Genomic DNA, 19,066 nt, shown 5'->3' on the forward strand with positions numbered 1-19,066 from the left:
CAATACTAGTTGCGAAATTTATTTTACCGCTCAAAAATAATGTTAAAAAAAATAAAAAAAAAATATTTCATCGATAAACTAGCGGAAAAAATCGACGTAAAACGTTAAATTTTATAGTTTAGAATTATTTTCTTACTAAATTTTCTTAATTATTTTTTTGAAATTATAATTTTATCTAAAATTTTGCTCTACAGAGCATTTTTTCGTTGTGCTTTCCACCATCTTTCCGGCAGTTCTTGGTTACAAGCGCTCAAATATTCGTCGTATGAACACGGTAATAACGTATTTCTTTTCAATTTATTGTGACCATTTGACTCTGATGGAATTTCGATCCACCAACGATCTGTTTTGTCACTTTTATAGAAAATTAATTCTTCATCTTCAAGTGGTACAATATATTTTAAATACGTTGCCCGACTACCAAACGGATATTCTTTTGATCGATAATGATACCCTTCGATAAAATACCAGACGATCTGCGCAATAATTACTGCTTCAGGCGCTGTACTATTATGATTAAAAATTCCTAAACAAGAAACTTTATCACTGATACCAGCATATCTTGCCAATGAGCATATTTCTTTTCCGTTGAAACCATTTGGCTCAAAAGTAATCATATTACCTGAAACTGATGACTTTACCGAATTCAAATCTATACTTATCAAATCAGCATCTCTAAAAACCGGTTCAGCAAGAGCAATTTTATTCGAAATCTCTCCTAAACGATAAGCATCAAAGAATAATTTCTCAATCAAATCAATTTCTTCCTGAGAATTATAATAGGTTTGATATCCTATATTACAGTAATTAAAAAGGTTATTAGGCTCATCTATAATAATTTTAGTAAGATAGGAATTAGCCGAAACCGTTTCGTTTTCCTTTCCAAAATCAAATTTATTATCCACAGCAACCATATTTACCATTTGCTCTAGATCATCATATGCGCGATACAATGCATAGGTCAAATCCTGCGAACCTCCCAGAACTATAGGAATCACTTTATTTTTAATTAAAGTAGCGGTTACTCTTTTCAGAGCAAAGTAGGTATCCTCTACAGAGTCACCTGCAAGAATATTTCCTAAATCAGCAATCGATGCATCCCAGTTACCCGGAAACATGCCGTACAACTTCTTGCGAACTATATTTAAATTGACATCATTAATTCCGTTGCTATTACGGCGGTCTTCTAACACACCAATTATCGCAAAGGTAATTTTATTTATATCAGGAAACTGATCTTTGGTATGCAAAACTATTTTACTACCCAATTCTTGTGAAGACAATGAACTAATGAATTTTAAAATTCCGTCATTAACTGGTTCTAGAAAATCAAATTCCATTTATTATTTCTTTTTAGCAGCTGGTTTTTTAGCTGGGGCTTTTTTAGCGGTTGTTGCTTTTTTTGCCGGTGTTTTTTTTGCCGGTGTTTTTTTGGCTATCATTTCCTGAACTTCGGCCAATGTCAATTTTGTAGCATCAACATCTTTACTTAATTCAATTTTGATTTTGCCTTTTGTAATAACAGAGCGTCCCCAACGTGCTTTTTCAACCAAAATTCCTTCGTCTTCCCAATTATGAAGCACTTTATCTATATTTTTCTGTAATTTATCTTCAATTAGTTCTTCTACTTCTTGTTGTGATAAATTATCGAAATTGTATTTTTTACTTACATTAATAAAAATACCGTTCCATTTAATGAACGGACCAAAACGTCCTACACCTTTTTGAACACCCTCGCCTTTGTAAACCGCGATTGGAGCATCGGCAATTGCTTTTTCATCAATTAATTCCTCTGCTCTTTCTTTTGAAAGACTTAACGGATCTTCTCCTTTTGGTAATGAAATAAATACACTTCCGTGACGAACATAAGGACCGTAACGACCATTACTAACTTCTACTTCTTCTCCTTTATATTCACCTAAGTTTTTAGGTAATAAAAATAAATTTAAAGCTTTTTCAAGTGTAATGTTTCCAATATTCTGATCAGACATTAAACTGGCGAATTTTTTATCTTCATCATCCGCTTCTCCAATTTGAGCCATTGGTCCAAATTTTCCTAAACGAACAGAAACTTGTCTTCCATCAGCATCTTTTCCTAAAATTCTTTCTCCGCTTTCACGTTCTGCATTCGCTTCAACCTCTTTTACATTTGGGTGAAACTTATCATAGAATTCCTTCATCATAACTGCCCAGTCAATATTTCCTTCGGCAATTTCATCAAAATCCTGTTCTACTTTTGCAGTAAAGTTATAGTCTAATATATTCCCAAAGTTCTTAACCAGGAAATCTGTAACAATAGTTCCGATATCTGTTGGAACTAATTTTCCTTTATCAGATCCTGTATTTTCTTTCAGTAACTTCTCTCCTACTTTACTGGCTTGCAAGGTAAGTTGTGTATAATTACGTTCCTGACCTTCAAGTGTTCCTTTTTCAACATAATTTCTGTTGATGATAGTCGAAATAGTTGGTGCGTAAGTAGATGGACGTCCAATTCCTAATTCTTCCAATTTTTTTACCAGAGATGCTTCTGTATATCTTGCCGGAGGTCGTGAATATCTTTCTGTAGCTGTAATATAATTGTTAACTAACTTTTCGTTTACTTTTAAGGCTGGCAACATTCCTTCTTGTTCTTCCTCATCGTCATCGTGTCCTTCCAGGTAGACTTTCAGGAAACCTTCAAAAAGTAAAACTTCTCCTGAGGCTGTAAAAATTTCGCTGTGATTATTCGCTTCAATTTTTACGTTTGTTCTTTCTAATTGTGCATCGCTCATTTGAGATGCCAATGTTCTTTTCCAGATCAAATCATACAAACGCGCCTGATCACGATCGATATTTACCGTGTGTCGTGACATATCAGTAGGACGAATTGCTTCGTGCGCTTCTTGTGCTCCTTTGCTTTTGTTGGCGAAAGTTCGAGGTCTTGAAAATTCTTTTCCGTATGATTTTATGATTTCAGCTTCAGCGGCATCCATTGCATCTTTAGAAAGGTTTACACTATCAGTTCTCATATACGTAATAAGTCCCGCTTCGTATAAACGTTGTGCAAGCTGCATGGTGATTCCAACTGGTAAATACAATTTTCTTGCTGCTTCTTGTTGCAATGTAGAAGTTGTAAATGGTGCAGTTGGTGATTTTTTGGTAGGTTTAGTTTCTAAATCGGCTACCTTATATTGTGATCCGATGTTTTTATTTAAAAAATCTTCGGCTTCTTTTTTAGTATTGAAGTTTTTTGGCAATTTAGCTTTGAAAGCTTTTCCTGCTTCATTTACAAATTCGGCTACAATAGAATAACTTGCAACTGCATTAAAGTTTTGGATTTCGCGTTCTCTCTCAACAATCAAACGTACGGAAACTGATTGTACACGCCCGGCAGAAAGTCCTCCTTTAATTTTTCTCCATAAAACAGGAGATAATTCATAACCTACTAAACGGTCTAAAACACGACGTGCTTGTTGTGCGTTTACTAAATTATAATCTATTTCTCTGGGATTATCGATTGCTTTAAGAATCGCAGACTTTGTAATTTCATGAAAAACAATTCGCTTGGTTTTTTTTATATCCAGCTTTAGTTCTTCCGCAAGGTGCCACGAAATCGCTTCACCCTCGCGGTCCTCATCGCTTGCCAGCCAAACCATTTCGGCATTTTTAGATAATGTTTTCAGTTTGCTTACCAAGGCTTTTTTATCTGGAGAAACTTCGTATTTAGGTTTAAAACCATTCTCTACATCTACTCCTATTTCCTTTGATGGTAAATCTGCTATATGTCCGTAACTTGACTCTACCTGAAAATCACTTCCTAAAAATTTCTCTATCGTTTTCGCCTTTGCAGGTGATTCCACTATTACTAAATTCTTTGCCATTGCTCTATTTTTCTGCAACAAAAGTATCTATTTTTTTTAAATATCAACCTTGCTAATTCATTTTTGAGGTATTTTAATATTATGATTATTAAAATTACAGATTTATCTGTAATCCTACCTATTATATATATAGGTATAACTATTATATGATTATGCCCCAAGAATGTTCTTTTCGATCCTCTAAATTCCTAGCCCGGATTGTAGTGAAAAGCCCGGAGTAAAAAGCGCAAAAGTTTCTTGTTTTAAAAAAGCGACCAGCGGAAGCTCTTTTTAAAACATTAGAAACTTTGCGCTTTTTATGAGGACTTGTAGCAGAAAGCTGGAAATTGCTTCCTAGAACAAAAAAAATATCCGCCACGAATTTCACGAATTAGCGCGAATTAATTTGTGGAAATTTGTGGCAAAAACCTTTTTAATCTGTGGCAAAATTTAACCACAGAGTTTACAGAGTTTTACGCAAAGTTCGCCAAGTTAGTTTGAGCTGAAATATTTCAGAATAAGTTCCCAAAGCTTTAAGGATACTCTAATCTTTTTAATCTTTTAATCTGTGGCTATAATTATTTTAGATTGTTGATTTTAGATTCCCTTATTCTTTGTCGGTTCCAACAATCTAAAATTCTAATAATCTAAAATCTTAACTCTAAATTCTAAAATTTCTTTTCTGCCATCTTGTCACTTTGATCGCATTTACGTTATCTTTGCACTTTGAAATTATACAATGGAAAAGATTATTGAAGAAAGCAAACAGGGCGAAAGTCTTGTTTTAGAAAATAAACCTGAGAATACTAAAAAACTTTTTATAGAAAGTTATGGTTGTGCGATGAATTTTTCGGACAGTGAAATCGTAGCTTCCATCCTATCAATAAACGGATACAATACTACCCAAACTCTTGAAGAAGCTGACTTAGTTCTTGTAAATACCTGCTCGATTAGAGATAAGGCCGAACAAACTATTCGTAAGCGTCTGGAAAAATACAATGCTGTTAAACGTATTAATCCGAAGATGAAAGTGGGCGTTTTGGGCTGTATGGCGGAGCGTTTGAAAAGTCAATTTCTGGAGGAGGAAAAAATAGTAGACCTTGTTGTTGGACCAGATGCTTACAAAGATTTGCCTAATTTATTGGCAGAAGTTGAAGAGGGCCGTGACGCTATTAATGTAATTTTATCCAAAGAGGAAACTTACGGAGATATTTCGCCGGTTCGTTTGATGAGCAACGGAATTACAGCTTTGGTTTCAATCACTCGTGGTTGCGATAATATGTGTACGTTTTGCGTTGTGCCTTTTACTCGTGGACGTGAGCGTAGTCGTGAACCTCAAAGTATTATGGGCGAAATTCAGGATTTATGGGATAAAGGCTTCAAGGAAATCACACTTTTAGGTCAAAATGTTGACAGTTACCTTTGGTATGGCGGTGGTTTGAAAAAAGATTTCGTCAGTGCTTCAGATATGCAAAAAGCTACGGCAGTTGATTTTGATCAATTGCTTGAAATGGTTGCTGTTGGATTTCCTAAAATGCGTATTCGCTTTTCGACTTCAAATCCGCAGGATATGCACGAAAGTGTGTTGCACGTTATTGCAAAACATCCTAATATTTGTAAACATATTCACTTGCCTGTTCAATCCGGAAGCAACCGAATTCTAAAAGAAATGAATCGTTTGCACACTCGTGAAGAATATATGACTTTGATTGATAAAATCAGATCGATTATTCCGAATGCTTCGATTTCGCAGGATATGATCGCAGGTTTTCCAACAGAAACTGAAGAAGATCACAAGGATACAATGAGCTTAATGGAATATGTAAAATATAATTTTGGTTATATGTATTCGTATTCTGAACGTCCGGGAACTTTGGCGGGAAGAAAAATGGAAGATGATGTAACAGACGAAACTAAAGCCAGAAGATTGCAGGAAATTGTCGATTTACAACAAAAACATGCTTGGTTCCGTAGTGAAGAATTCGTTGGGCAAATAGTTGAAGTTCTTGTCGAAAAAGTATCTAAAAAATCAACAGAAGAATTCTCAGGAAGAAACTCTCAAAGTATTACGGTAGTTTTTCCAAAAGAAAATTATAAAATTGGAGACTTTGTAAATGTAAAAATCGAAAGCTGTACTTCAGGAACCCTAAAAGGAAAAGCTGTTGGACTGAGTAACATGAATTAATTTTTTTAACCGCAAATTTCACAAATTTTCACAAATTAGTCTTCATGTCTGACTCGAACGAATATTATTATAAGAAAAACGAAAATTACAAGATTGTTGGAATATGTATGGAAGTACATAGATTATTAGGACCTGGATTGCTTGAAATTGTATACAAAGATGCATTAGAAATTGAATTTAAAAATCATCAGATTCCTTATTCACGAGAAAAGGAGTTTTCAATAGAATATAAAGGAATTATTTTACCTCATAAATTTTATGCAGGTTTTATAGTTTATGACGATATAATATTAGAAGTGAAATCTGTAAAAGAAATTTGCAATGATCATCTCGCTCAAACATTAAATTATATGAAACTTGCAGATACTCCTGTTGGGATAATTGCAAACTTTCAAAACAAATCATTAGTACATAAACGATTAATAAATTCTTAAATGAATTTGCGCTAATTTGTGTAATTTGTGGTTAGTTTAAAAATTCGTGCTAATCTCTTTAATCAGTGGCAAAAAATAAAATCATTATTTGTGGTTTCAAGACTCGTATTCATTCCGTAACTTGAAACCTGAAACAAACAAAACTTGAAACAAAACATAAATGGAAACAGTTCAAGCAATAAAACAACGATTTGAAATTATTGGAAATGATCCGAAATTAAATCGCGCCATTGAAAAAGCCATTCAGGTTGCTCCTACTGATATTTCGGTAATGGTAACTGGAGAAAGTGGTGTTGGTAAAGAGAATATTCCAAGAATAATCCATTCGCTTTCGCATAGAAAGCATGGTAAATATATTGCGGTAAACTGTGGAGCAATTCCGGAAGGAACAATTGACAGTGAGCTTTTTGGTCATGAAAAAGGAGCTTTTACAGGCGCAACAAGCACACGTGAAGGTTATTTTGAAGTGGCAGATGGCGGAACTATTTTCCTTGATGAAGTTGGAGAATTACCCCTTACAACTCAGGTTCGTTTGCTTCGTGTACTTGAAAATGGAGAGTTTATAAAAGTAGGTTCGTCTCAGGTTCAAAAAACAAATGTGAGAATCGTAGCAGCAACAAACGTAAACTTATTCAATGCTATTGAAAAAGGAAAATTCCGCGAGGATTTGTATTATCGTTTGACAACTGTTGAAATTACTTTACCGCCTTTACGTGAAAGAAACGAAGACATACATTTATTATTTAGAAAATTTGTTGCCGATTTTGCGCATAAATATAAAATGCCACCGTTAAAGTTAGATGATGATGCGGTTCAGCTTTTACAAAAATTCAGATGGAACGGAAACATTCGTCAGTTGCGAAATGTAGCGGAACAAATTTCGGTTTTAGAAACGAATCGCGATATTACTTTGGCTACTTTACGCTCTTATTTACCCACTGAAGGAAGCAATTTACCATCTGTAATTAATGATAAGAAAAAGGAAAGTGATTTTAGTACCGAAAGAGACATTTTATACAAAGTACTTTTTGATATGAAAAGTGATCTGAATGATTTGAAGAAACTTACTTTGGAATTGATGAAAAACGGATCATCAAAAGTTCAGGATATCAACCCAAATTTGATTCAGAAAATATACGGTTCTCAGGAAAATGAAAGCGAAATTGATTTTGAAGAAGAACCAAGAACTGCTGTTATGACGCCTGCAACCCGCGAAGATAATTATCAGATACAAGACGATAATTATTTATTTGCCGAAACAATTGAAGAAGAAGAAGTTTTGCGTTTAGAGCAAAAAGAAATTGAAATGATCAAAAAGTCATTAGAAAAAAATAAGGGGAAACGAAAAGCTGCTGCTGATGAATTAGGTATTTCTGAAAGAACCTTGTACCGAAAAATTAAACAATTCGATTTATAAATAATAAATAAATTCCAATATTTAAATTCCAAATTAGACAACATAAATTCCAAATTCCAAATTAGTATATTTGAAAAAAAAATTGAAATTTGGAATTTCACGAGGCTTCGGCATTGGAATTTCTCCCGAGAATTGGAATTCGAAATTTAAAAATATTGGAAGTTTCCATTAAACCTTATGAAAAAAATATATTCTTTATTGGCCTTAATGAGCCTCTTTATGTTAAGCGGTTGTGGAGTTTACAACTTTACAGGGACAGGAAAAATTGATGCCAAAACTTTTCAGGTTAACTTTTTTCAAAACAATGCTGATTTGATTGAACCTGGAATTGACAGAACATTTACATTAGCTCTGCAGGATTTAATTCAAAATCAAACTAATCTAAACTTAGTTAGCGAAAGTGGCGATTTAGTTTATGAAGGAGAAATTACAGATTACAGAACAACTCCTATGACGGCAACTGCTGTTACAACAGGTAGTGAAGCGGGAGCGGCTCAAAACCGTTTGACAATTCGTGTACAAGTAAGATTTACGAATAAAAAGAAAGAAACTGATGATTTCGAAAAATCATTCGAATTCTACTACGATTTTCCAGGAACAGGTTTGCCAACAGGAGCTATTTTAAACACGGCACTTCAAACTATTTTTGAAAGAATTACGCAAGATATCTTTAATGATTCATTGGCAAAATGGTAAAATTGTTAATTTTTTTATTTGTGGAAATCGGTTAATTGTTTAATCGATTCTTTTAAATAATTAAACAAAAACAATTAAGCAAAAAACGATTAAACAATAAAAAATGAATGTAACTGATTATACCTACTTAATGAACAAACCGGATGCTATTTCTGAAAAGCAAGCGGAAGCATTAGGAAGTGTTTTGAATGAATTTCCTTATTTTCAAAGTGCGAGAGCATTACGTTTAAAAGGTCTTTACAGTCAAAATAGTTTTAAGTATAATTATGCCCTAAAAGTTACGGCTGCACATACTTCTGATCGTTCGGTTTTATTTGATTTTATCACTTCAGAAGATTTTACTGCTATCCAAAGTGAATATTATGATCGAAAATTAAGAGATCTTTTAGAAATAAAAGTGGTCGACAGCGAGATTATTTCATTTTCGGAAATTAAAAAAACAACTGAAACCCGAATTGATCCTGTTGAACAATCTATCCTGAATTCTATAAGAGAAGCAACAAACGCCACTTTTGAAGAACCCGCAATAATAATAGATAAACCAAGCATTCCTCTTAATGAGCAATCGATTTTAAATTCTTTTGAAGAAGTGTCACCAACCTCTCTTGAAGAACCAGTAAAAATCGAGGAACTAAAAATTGAGCCTATTACTGAAGAATTAATTTTAGATTCTTTTAAAGAAGTGCCCCCTACCAGTTTTGAAGAGCCTTCAAAAGTCGAGGGAATTATAATTGAGCCCGTTTCTGAGCAAGAAATTTTAGATACTTTTATAGAGGTAACACCAGCTTTTGAAGAACCAGTAAAAACAGAAGAGAAACCAAATGATTTAATTATTGAGCAATCTATTTTAAATTCTATTATAGAAGCGACAAATATAACTTTTGTAGAAACTTCAAAAATCGAAGAGCAAAAAATAGAGCCAATTGTTGAAGAACCTATTATAACTCCTAGCAAAGAAACTATGCCAACCTTTTTTGAAGAAATAGTAGACGATGAAATTCCGGAAGTAAGAGTTGATCCTATCGAAAAATCAATCCTAGATTCTATTGAAGAATCAACAACAGTAACTTTTGAAGAAACAATAACGCAGGAAGAACCAACAAAAATTGAAATTCCTGAAGCAGTAAAAATTGCTGAAGAAAATCTGGAAATAGGAAAACCATTGGATTTTTCTGTTAATGAAAAACATTCTTTTCAGGAATGGCTGCAATTAGCACGAACAGAACCAATTGACAGAACAGAAGGTCCTGAAGAAGCCAAAAAAAAAGCCAATCCAAAAGTAGAAGCTGAAATAATTGTTGATGAGAAAAAGAAAAAGGCAGAAATAATCAATAAATTCATTGAAACAAACCCAAAAATTCCTCCTATTAAACAAACTGCAATAGTTCCAGCGGTTCAATTTGACCCTAATAAAGAGGATAATTCTTACTTAATGACAGAGACTTTGGCCAGAGTATATCTAGAACAAAAGAAATATACAAAAGCAATACAAGCATATGAAATATTAATTTTGAAATATCCAGAAAAAATTAGTTTCTTTGCAGACCGTATTTCGTATATAAAGATTTTACAACAAAATAACAATAATAATTAAGCAATGAGCACATTTTCAATTTTTTTAGTTTTAATCACAATAGTTTGTTTTCTATTGATCGTAGTAATCATGGTTCAAAACCCTAAAGGAGGCGGATTGTCGTCTACAATTAGTGGAACTCAAATGTTAGGTGGAGTACAAAAAACAACTGACTTTTTAGATAAAAGTACTTGGACATTGGCTACTATTTTGATTGCTTTAATCTTACTTTCAAGTTTAAGCTTTACAGGATCTTTAAGCGATACTGATTCTAAACTTATTGAAAAAACAGAAGCTCCTGCTAATACACCAGCAACTCCGGTTCAACAAACACCTGCTCCGGCAACTCCTGCAGCAAAATAATAATTTTTTGAAATAAATATAAAAATGCCAGCCTGTCAAAGCTGGCATTTTTTTTAAGAAATAATGTCAGTTTTCAGAGCATGGCATAATTTCTGAAAGTTATTTTAGCATTAAAAAAATATAAACTATTAATAATATAAAATCATGACTTTAAACATTAAACCGCTTTCAGACCGCGTACTTATTGAGCCTGTTGCAGCTGAGACTAAAACTGCGTCAGGGATTTTTATTCCAGATACTGCCAAAGAGAAACCACAAAAAGGAACTGTTGTTGCAGTAGGAAATGGATCTAAAGATCACACTATGACCGTAAAAGTTGGCGACACTGTTCTATATGGTAAATATGCAGGAACAGAATTAAAACTTGAAGGAACTGATTATTTGATTATGCGTGAGGATGATATCCTTGCAATCATTTAAAAAAGCAATAAGCTGTAAGCTTTAGGCTATAAGCTTCCTGGAAGAGCTTAAAGCATATTGCCTAAAGCTTAAAGCAAAAAACAAATGAGAGATTTTAAAAAATATGATATTTGGCAGCTAAGTCATTCTTTTACTTTAGAAATCTATAAAATAACTTCTCTTTTTCCAAAAGAAGAATTATACGGATTAACAAGTCAAATTAGAAGAGCTTCTTCATCAATTCCAACTAATATTAGTGAAGGCTGTGGAAGAAATAGCGACAAAGAATTCAATCAATTTCTCAATATAGCTTTAGGTTCTGCCAGCGAGACAGAATATCTTTTGATTTTAGCTAAAGATTTGCAATATCTTAATAATGAAATTGCTGAGAGTCAAATAGTAAAAATCAACAGCATAAAAAGTAAAATTTACAAATTAAAACAAATATTAATTCAGCAGTAGGAAAAGCTTAAAGCTTAATGCCTCCTGCCTAAAGCAAAAATAGAATGGCAAAAGATATAAAATTTGATATTGAAGCACGTGATGGATTAAAACGTGGTGTTGATGCATTAGCAAATGCTGTAAAAGTAACTCTTGGACCAAAAGGTCGTAACGTAATCATTGGAAAATCATTTGGCGGACCAACTGTTACTAAAGATGGTGTTTCTGTTGCAAAAGAAATCGAATTAAAAGACCCATTAGAAAACATGGGCGCGCAAATGGTTAAAGAAGTTGCTTCTAAAACTAACGACTTAGCGGGTGACGGAACTACAACTGCTACAGTTTTAGCTCAGGCAATCGTAAAAGAAGGTTTAAAAAACGTTGCTGCAGGAGCAAATCCAATGGACTTGAAACGTGGTATTGATAAAGCTGTTGAAGCTATCGTTGCTGACCTTGCAAAACAAGCTAAAGTTGTTGGAAGTGATTCTGATAAAATCAAACAAATTGCTTCTATCTCTGCAAACAATGACGAAGTAATTGGTGAACTAATCGCTACTGCTTTTGCTAAAGTGGGTAAAGAAGGTGTTATTACTGTTGAAGAAGCTAAAGGAACTGACACGTTCGTGGATGTTGTTGAAGGTATGCAGTTTGACAGAGGATATCTTTCTCCTTACTTCGTAACAAACCCTGAGAAAATGGAAGTTGAACTTGACTCTCCATACATCTTATTATACGATAAAAAAGTATCTTCTTTAAAAGAATTACTACCTGTTCTAGAGCCAGTTGCTCAATCAGGGAAACCATTATTGATTATTGCTGAAGATGTTGACGGAGAAGCTCTTTCTACTCTTGTAGTAAATAAATTAAGAGGTGCTCTTAAAATTGCTGCTGTAAAAGCTCCTGGTTTTGGAGACAGAAGAAAAGCAATGTTAGAAGATATCGCTATCTTAACTGGTGGAACTGTAATTTCTGAAGAAAGAGGTTATACTCTTGAAAATACAACTATCGAAATGTTAGGAACTGCAAAAAGAGTTTCTATCGATAAAGATAACACTACAATTGTAAGTGGTGCTGGTGATGCTGACATGATCAAAAATCGTGTGAACCAAATTAAAGGTCAAATGGAAGCTACAACTTCTGATTATGACAAAGAAAAATTGCAAGAGCGTTTGGCTAAATTAGCTGGTGGTGTTGCTGTTCTTTACGTTGGTGCTGCATCTGAAGTTGAAATGAAAGAGAAAAAAGACAGAGTTGACGATGCTCTACACGCAACTCGTGCTGCTGTTGAAGAAGGAATCGTTGCTGGTGGTGGTGTTGCTTTATTAAGAGCAAAAGCGGCATTAGCTGACATTAAAGCTGACAACGCTGACGAAGCAACTGGAATCCAGATTGTATCTCGTGCTGTTGAATCTCCATTAAGAACTATTGTTGAAAACGCAGGTCTTGAAGGTTCTGTAGTTGTAGCAAAAGTGTCTGAAGGTTCAGGTGATTTTGGTTACAATGCAAAAACTGACGAATATGTTGATATGCTTGCAGCTGGAATTATCGATCCTAAAAAAGTAACTCGTGTAGCGTTAGAAAATGCTGCTTCGGTTGCGGGAATGATCCTTACTACAGAATGTGCATTAATTGATATTAAAGAAGAAAACGGAGGCGGAATGCCAATGGGTGGCGGTATGCCAGGAATGATGTAATCGTTCTTTTCTTAAAACTTAAAACGCCAGATATTAAATCTGGCGTTTTTTTTGCGACAAATTACACGAATTTCCACGAATTATTTTTTCTAATCTGCATGACTGTTTTTTTTCGCCACAGATTAAAAAGATTCTCACAGATTAATCTATTTTAATCCCTTAATCTGTGGCAAACTTTTTTCACTTAAAGCATTCGTGAAAATTAGTGAAATTCGTGGCAAACTTTCTTCATGTATTCTGCAAACCTTTTTTATTTAAGATTGTTTAACATTCTCTTTTACATTAAAAAATCGTTTATCAGTAACTTTACAGTTCTATTTAAAATTACAAAATGAGAAAATTTACTACTCAACTATTATCCTTTACATTCTTACTTCTTAACACTTTTTTATATTCTCAATCTAATAAAAACGCTTATGTAGTTTTAGTTTCTATGGATGGATTCCGTTGGGATTATGTAAAACACTTTAAGCTTCAAAATTTAAACCAAATTGCCAAAGAAGGTGTTCATGCTAAATCAATGCGCCCTTCTTATCCTAGTAAAACTTTCCCAAATCATTATTCGATAGTTACGGGACTTTATCCGGATCACCACGGAATCATTAACAATGTATTTTACGATGCCGGTTTAAATGAATCTTTTGCATTATCTACAAATGCTAAAAATGATTCCAGATTTTATGGCGGAAATCCAATCTGGAATGTGGCTGAACAACAAAGTGTAAAAACAGCCTCTTTTTTTTGGCCCGGATCTGATACCGATAAAAAAAGACCTAGTTATTATAAAGAATATAATGACAAAATCCCATACGGAAATAGAATTGACACGGTTATTAAATGGCTTCAGCTTCCGGAAAAACAACGTCCGCATTTAGTTACTTTATACTTTGACGAACCGGATCATACGGGACATAATTTTGGTCCGCTTTCTCCGGAAAATGAAAAAGCAATAAAAAAGATGGATTCGTTAATGGGTCAATTATCATTTAAACTCAATCAATTATCCATTGGAAAAGAAATCAATTTAATTATTGTTTCAGATCACGGAATGACCAATATTAGCAATGATAAAAAAGTAGTCATCTTACATTATTTAAAACCCGAATGGTTAGAATATAAAGCAGTTATTAACCCTATTATGAGTTTACAGGCTAAACCTGGTTATCAAGATTCTATAGCAAACGCATTGAAAAAAGTACCGCATATTAAGTTTTGGAAATCAAGTGAAGTCCCTAAAAGATTGCATTACGGTACAAATCCGCGTGTGCATGATTTTGTCATCGAAGCTAAAAAAGGATATAGTTTAGTTAGTGAAAAAAACCAGAATATAAAAGGCGGAACGCACGGCTATGACAATAAAACAAAAGACATGCAGGCTATATTTTATGCAAAAGGTCCCGCTTTTAAAGTGGATAAAGAAGTTAAATCATTTCAAAATGTTTCTATTTATCCTTTAATTGCTCACATATTAGGTTTGCAAATTGATGAAGTTGACGGGAAGTTTAGTGAAGTACAATCAATGCTGGTAAATTAATTAGATAATGTGTCAATTTAATAATCAGATAATTATTAACCCTGTTCATTGTAAAGGCATACAATAATTCGATAAAATTCGATTCCCTAATCTTAGAGATGCACAGCAGTGCGGCTCCGGCATGCATAGAACGCAATGTGAATCTTTACAAAAAGTTACATACAAAAAATGGCTTTAGTCGAATTTAAAATTCGGCTAAAGCCATTTTTTAATTTATTATTTTCCTCCAGCTAAAGCAGGAGGCAATTCAATTAGTTTCAAAATTTATTATAAAATAAAGCCATTCAGTATCTAATTTATCTAATTGCCAAATTTTCTAATTTCTAATTAAAATCCTGTTGAAACAGAAACCTCTTTCCAGTTCTCTAATTCTTTTTGCACATTTTCAATTTTAAGGTTTGCCATATCATAAGCATCTTGTCCTAAAAACAAATGTAATGCAGGATTTTCTTCTGTACTCATTTTGATTAAAGCATTGGCTAATTTTTCAGGATCTCCCGGTTGATTTCCGTCAATAGAATCTTTATGAGCACTTTCTGACGCTCGTACTGCCTTGTATTCTGCAATTGGGTTTAATGGTAATAATAAAGAACTATCTGTTAAGAAATCAGTTCTAAAATAACCTGGATAAACTAAAGTTACATTTACTCCAAACTCTTTTACTTCGGCAGCCAAAGACTCGGTTAAACCGGCAACTGCAAATTTTGTAGAACAATAGATTCCCCACCCCGGAAAACCTCCGTTATATCCGCCAATAGAAGATATATTAAAAATATGTCCTGATTTGTTTGCGCGCATGTATGGCATCGTATTTCTTACTACATTTAATAACCCGAAAACATTTACTTCGTAATTTTTCCTCGATTCTGCATCAGTCAATTCTTCTAATGTTCCTAACAACCCATAACCGGCATTGTTTACTAAAACGTCAATTGTTTTAAAATGACTAACGGCTACTTCAATGGCATTTTTGACGCTTTTTTCATTTGTCAAATCCATTTCTAAAGGAAGAAAATTTTCAGATGCACTTCCAATTGCTTTAATTAATGCTGCTTCATTTCTTGATGTTGCTGCTACTTTTTTACCCTCGGCCAATAATTTTTTAACCAATACTAATCCAAGACCTTTTGACGCCCCTGTGATAAACCAAACTTTGCTATTTTCCATGATTTTATTTTTAGATTAAATTATGGTACAAAGGTATAGGCGCGATCGTTATCTAAAATTAAAGGATTCAAACAAGAAGTTACAAAAATCAAACAATTTCGGTTACACGATAGGTTTTAGGTGAAAGATGCGTATTTTTCTTAAAGAAATTAATAAAATGAGACAATTCTTCAAATCCAAGACACCACGCAATTTCGTTAATATTCCAATTGGTTTGTTTGAGTAAAACCATCGCTTCCTGAATAATTCTTTCAGATATAATCTGCGAAGTTGTTTTTCCGGTCGTTTCCTTTAAAGCTTTATTCAGATGATTTACATGAACATTTAACTGATTAGCAAATTCTGAAGGCGAACGAAAATTAATTTGCTGAGATATGGATTCAATCGGAAATTGGCGTTCCAACAATTCCAAAAACAAAGAAGAAACCCTAATCGTAGCGTTTGATTTACTATATAATGAAGAAGTTACGGTTTGTGTTTTTAATGCCAAATGAATAATCTCAAAAACAAGATTGCGAAGCATATCATATTTAAAAGCGTAATCAGAATCTATTTCATCGAACATTCTTAAATAAACTGCCTTTAAGGATTCTGCCAGTTCTTTAGAAACAGGAACAATAGGATTTCCGCCGGGTTGAAACAAAGGATATTCCTTTAAATTTCCAAACTGACTAAAAAATGCTTCTGTAAAAATGCAGAAAAACCCGGTTTGATTCTCATCAATATGTTCCCAACTGTACGGAATTTGCGGATTGGCAAAAAATAAAGCCTGATCTTCTATTTCGACAATTTTATCTGCATAATGCACTTTATTTCTGCCAATGATTAAACTTATTTTATAAAAGTCTTTACGAGTATAAGGCAATGGATTACAAGTAGAACCAACATAATCATCCAATTTAAAAACATTAAAATGTCCTATTTCTTTTTGAAGGTTCTCGGGCATTCCTTTTATTTTTATCGTATAAAAATCTTCGAGGGTTTCTGTTCGTTTCATTTTACAAAGTTACAAAAATCAATCTTCTTTAATTAAATGATTTGGCACTATGATGAATTTTGAAGGATCAATACATAGTTGTGGGGAAATATTAAAATCCAGATATTTGCATTTCCAAATTATTCTCGAATGCAAGATTCTTTTATCGATATCCTAAAGTTATTATTACCTGAGATAATAGTAGATTACTTTGAACTTACAACTTATAAAAAGGAAGATGAAATACTTCATCTTTATCTAAAAGAGATTAATTCGATACCAAAAGAATACAGAGAATCTAAATTAAGTTCAAAAGGGTTCTTTGATGAAATAACAGTTCAGGATTTTCCTATCCGTGGACATCAGGTATATCTCCATACAACTAGAAGAAGATGGCTTAATGAAAATACCGGGAAAATAGTTTTTAGAAATTGGAATTTAGTAGCAGACGGAATTCGTGTAACACAGGAGTTTGCGTCTTTTTTAAAAGAGATCAATAGATTCCAGTCTAAATGATTGCAATACCATTGCTTCTTTTTATGGAGTTTCTGGTAGAAATTTGCAATGTCAACACAAAGATTTCTTAAGTGATTTCAAAGTCTGGGATCAAATATCGCATGCGAAAAAATGGCTTCTTTTTCCACATAATATTGGAAAACGTTTATCCATAGATGAAACCTCCCTTTCTAATGGTGAGCTATATACTATTTTAACCAACAAATCCGGCAAAGGCAGAAAAGGCACTATAGTGGCTATGGTTGCAGGAACCAAAGCCGATGCAGTTATTGCAGTTATAGAAAAATACCTCTTAAACAGCGAAATATAATCTAACTCAAGAGCCTCCGTGGAATCTTTGAGAAGACTAAAGATAAAATCATAGGCTTTGCTAAACTAGACAAATGGCACGAAAAGTAAATCAATCTGGTTTTAAGTCTTTTGATATAATCTCTCGCACAATTATAAATCATTATCAAACCATATTGAATTATTTTGACAACAGAAGCACCAACGCTTCGGCAGAATCTTTCAATGCAAAAATAAAAGCATTTAGATAAAAATTCAGGGGCGTTAGGAATGTGGAATACTTCCTTTTTAGACTCACTAATATTTATGCTTAATTTTTCAACTCCACAGGTTTTCGTGTTGATCCGGAACCAAAGCCGATGCAGTTATTGCCGTTATAGAAAAAATACCTCTTAAGCAGCGAAATCTAGTCAAGGAAATTACTTTAGACATGGCAGAAAATATGGGATTAATTGCTAAAAGATGTTTTACTAATGCAACTCGGGCCACAGATCGTTTTCATGTTCAAAAATTAGCTTCAGAAGCATTACAGGAAATCAGAATCAAATAGCGCTGGAAAGCAATAGATCTAGAAAATGAAAACATAGAGACAGCTAAGAAGTCAAATGTAAATTTCGAATCCAAGATACTTTCAAATGGGGACACCCTTAAGCAATTCCTAGCCAGAAGCCTCTATTTCTTGTACAAAACAAATCGAAATGGACTCAAAATCAAACAGAACGTGCTGCAATACTATTTGAATTGTATCCTGATATTCAAAAAGGATATAATCTAACTCAAGAGCTCCGTGGAATCTTTGAGAACACAAAAGATAAAATCATAGGCTTTGCTAAACTAGCCAAATGGAACGAAAAAGTAAATCAATCCGGGTTTAAGTCTTTTGGTACAATCTCTCGCACAATTATAAATCATTATCAAACTATATTGAATTATTTTGACAACAGAAGCACCAACGCTTCGACAGAATCTTTAAATGCAAAAATAAAAGCATTTAGATCAAAATTCAGGGGCGTTAGGAATGTGGAATACTTCCTTTTTAGACTCACTAATATTTATGCTTAATTTTTCAACTCCACAGGTTTTCGTGTTGATCCATCCCCAACTTTTGCACCTGATCCCATTTTTGCACCTGATCCCTAATTCCTTTTAAGCAAAAAAACTTCAATTAGCAAAGCTAATTGAAGTTTTTAGTACTCAGAGCGGGACTTGAACCCGCACGAACATTGCTGTTCACTGGATTTTAAGTCCAGCGTGTCTACCAATTTCACCATCCGAGCATATTATATTATGTGGTACCTCCAGGGATCGAACCAGGGACACATGGATTTTCAGTCCATTGCTCTACCATCTGAGCTAAGGTACCTTGGATCACTTTATAAAATAAAATGAATTAAGAATAAAAATCCTCATCAAATACTGATGAGGATTTTAAAAAGAAAGGCGACGACATACTCTCCCACATAACTGCAGTACCATCTGCGCAGGCGGGCTTAACTACTCTGTTCGGGATGGGAAGAGGTGAGCCCCGCCGCAATAACCACCTT

19 protein-coding genes, 2 tRNA genes and 1 rRNA gene are annotated in these 19,066 nt (G+C 33.7%); 15 read left to right on the top strand and 7 right to left on the bottom strand.

Annotated elements, in window-relative coordinates; translation table 11 throughout:
- Window positions 1-188: 188 nt before the first annotated feature.
- Both KHA90_RS23005 and topA read right to left on the bottom strand, forming a co-directional pair.
- Window positions 189-1,340: a formimidoylglutamase gene (locus KHA90_RS23005; RefSeq protein ID WP_213307296.1), complete on the bottom strand. Its 1,152-nt coding sequence runs from the start codon at window positions 1,338-1,340 to the stop codon at window positions 189-191.
- A gap of 3 nt (window positions 1,341-1,343) precedes the next feature.
- Complete coding sequence (gene topA, locus KHA90_RS23010) at window positions 1,344-3,860, bottom strand: type I DNA topoisomerase (protein ID WP_213307299.1); 2,517 nt, start codon at window positions 3,858-3,860, stop codon at window positions 1,344-1,346.
- Window positions 3,861-4,578: 718 nt separating this feature from the next.
- Here topA and miaB point away from each other — a divergent pair.
- The 10 genes from miaB to KHA90_RS23060 all read left to right on the top strand — a co-directional run bounded on the left by miaB (window position 4,579) and on the right by KHA90_RS23060 (window position 14,575).
- Window positions 4,579-6,024 (top strand): tRNA (N6-isopentenyl adenosine(37)-C2)-methylthiotransferase MiaB, encoded by a 1,446-nt coding sequence (miaB, locus tag KHA90_RS23015; protein WP_213307302.1) that lies wholly within the window; start codon window positions 4,579-4,581, stop codon window positions 6,022-6,024.
- A gap of 44 nt (window positions 6,025-6,068) precedes the next feature.
- Window positions 6,069-6,458, top strand: a complete 390-nt coding sequence (locus tag KHA90_RS23020) for a GxxExxY protein (RefSeq protein ID WP_213307306.1) — start codon at window positions 6,069-6,071, stop codon at window positions 6,456-6,458.
- A gap of 160 nt (window positions 6,459-6,618) precedes the next feature.
- Window positions 6,619-7,875, top strand: coding sequence for a sigma-54 interaction domain-containing protein (locus KHA90_RS23025; protein ID WP_213307320.1), 1,257 nt, complete (start codon window positions 6,619-6,621; stop codon window positions 7,873-7,875).
- Between the two features lie 177 nt (window positions 7,876-8,052).
- Entirely contained in the window at window positions 8,053-8,571 is a 519-nt protein-coding gene (gene lptE / locus KHA90_RS23030; RefSeq protein WP_213307323.1) for an LptE family protein, read from the top strand.
- Window positions 8,572-8,674: 103 nt separating this feature from the next.
- Complete coding sequence (locus KHA90_RS23035) at window positions 8,675-10,165, top strand: tetratricopeptide repeat protein (protein ID WP_213307326.1); 1,491 nt, start codon at window positions 8,675-8,677, stop codon at window positions 10,163-10,165.
- A 3-nt stretch (window positions 10,166-10,168) separates the two neighbouring features.
- Window positions 10,169-10,507: a preprotein translocase subunit SecG gene (gene secG, locus KHA90_RS23040; RefSeq protein WP_213307341.1), complete on the top strand. Its 339-nt coding sequence runs from the start codon at window positions 10,169-10,171 to the stop codon at window positions 10,505-10,507.
- A gap of 144 nt (window positions 10,508-10,651) precedes the next feature.
- Window positions 10,652-10,927, top strand: coding sequence for a co-chaperone GroES (locus tag KHA90_RS23045; RefSeq protein WP_007806577.1), 276 nt, complete (start codon window positions 10,652-10,654; stop codon window positions 10,925-10,927).
- Between the two features lie 84 nt (window positions 10,928-11,011).
- Complete coding sequence (locus tag KHA90_RS23050; protein ID WP_213307344.1) at window positions 11,012-11,368, top strand: four helix bundle protein; 357 nt, start codon at window positions 11,012-11,014, stop codon at window positions 11,366-11,368.
- 44 nt (window positions 11,369-11,412) lie between these two features.
- On the top strand, window positions 11,413-13,041 hold the full coding sequence (groL, locus tag KHA90_RS23055; protein ID WP_213307347.1) for a chaperonin GroEL: 1,629 nt from the start codon (window positions 11,413-11,415) through the stop codon (window positions 13,039-13,041).
- A 331-nt stretch (window positions 13,042-13,372) separates the two neighbouring features.
- The gene (locus KHA90_RS23060) at window positions 13,373-14,575 is read left to right on the top strand and encodes an alkaline phosphatase family protein (protein WP_213307349.1); all 1,203 of its coding nucleotides are present in this window, start codon (window positions 13,373-13,375) and stop codon (window positions 14,573-14,575) included.
- A gap of 327 nt (window positions 14,576-14,902) precedes the next feature.
- Here KHA90_RS23060 and KHA90_RS23065 read toward each other — a convergent pair whose 3' ends face one another.
- Both KHA90_RS23065 and KHA90_RS23070 read right to left on the bottom strand, forming a co-directional pair.
- Window positions 14,903-15,742 (bottom strand): SDR family NAD(P)-dependent oxidoreductase, encoded by an 840-nt coding sequence (locus KHA90_RS23065; RefSeq protein ID WP_213307364.1) that lies wholly within the window; start codon window positions 15,740-15,742, stop codon window positions 14,903-14,905.
- An 88-nt stretch (window positions 15,743-15,830) separates the two neighbouring features.
- Window positions 15,831-16,739, bottom strand: coding sequence for a helix-turn-helix domain-containing protein (locus KHA90_RS23070; RefSeq protein ID WP_213307367.1), 909 nt, complete (start codon window positions 16,737-16,739; stop codon window positions 15,831-15,833).
- A gap of 129 nt (window positions 16,740-16,868) precedes the next feature.
- On the opposite strand from KHA90_RS23070, the gene KHA90_RS23075 reads away from it, so the two are divergent.
- The 5 genes from KHA90_RS23075 (at window position 16,869) to KHA90_RS25645 (ending at window position 18,584) form a co-directional block, all read left to right on the top strand.
- The gene (locus KHA90_RS23075; RefSeq protein WP_213307370.1) at window positions 16,869-17,234 is read left to right on the top strand and encodes an ISAon1 family transposase N-terminal region protein; all 366 of its coding nucleotides are present in this window, start codon (window positions 16,869-16,871) and stop codon (window positions 17,232-17,234) included.
- Window positions 17,235-17,277: 43 nt separating this feature from the next.
- Complete coding sequence (locus KHA90_RS23080) at window positions 17,278-17,544, top strand: hypothetical protein (RefSeq protein WP_213307373.1); 267 nt, start codon at window positions 17,278-17,280, stop codon at window positions 17,542-17,544.
- Between the two features lie 73 nt (window positions 17,545-17,617).
- Entirely contained in the window at window positions 17,618-17,773 is a 156-nt protein-coding gene (locus KHA90_RS23085) for a transposase (RefSeq protein WP_379784449.1), read from the top strand.
- Between the two features lie 134 nt (window positions 17,774-17,907).
- The gene (locus KHA90_RS25640) at window positions 17,908-18,072 is read left to right on the top strand and encodes a transposase (RefSeq protein ID WP_317197418.1); all 165 of its coding nucleotides are present in this window, start codon (window positions 17,908-17,910) and stop codon (window positions 18,070-18,072) included.
- Between the two features lie 179 nt (window positions 18,073-18,251).
- Window positions 18,252-18,584 carry a transposase gene (locus tag KHA90_RS25645; protein WP_317197419.1) on the top strand — a complete coding sequence of 111 codons (333 nt, stop codon included), beginning with the start codon at window positions 18,252-18,254 and terminating at the stop codon, window positions 18,582-18,584.
- A 129-nt stretch (window positions 18,585-18,713) separates the two neighbouring features.
- On the opposite strand, the gene KHA90_RS23100 is transcribed toward KHA90_RS25645, so the two are convergent.
- The 3 genes from KHA90_RS23100 to rrf all read right to left on the bottom strand — a co-directional run bounded on the left by KHA90_RS23100 (window position 18,714) and on the right by rrf (window position 19,066).
- Window positions 18,714-18,799: transfer RNA gene (locus tag KHA90_RS23100), tRNA-Leu, on the bottom strand.
- Window positions 18,800-18,812: 13 nt separating this feature from the next.
- Window positions 18,813-18,885 (bottom strand) — tRNA-Phe (locus tag KHA90_RS23105).
- 72 nt (window positions 18,886-18,957) lie between these two features.
- Window positions 18,958-19,066, bottom strand: a 5S ribosomal RNA gene (gene rrf, locus KHA90_RS23110).

Origin of the sequence: Flavobacterium psychroterrae (assembly GCF_018380615.1) — a bacterium.
Lineage (GTDB): Bacteria > Bacteroidota > Bacteroidia > Flavobacteriales > Flavobacteriaceae > Flavobacterium > Flavobacterium psychroterrae.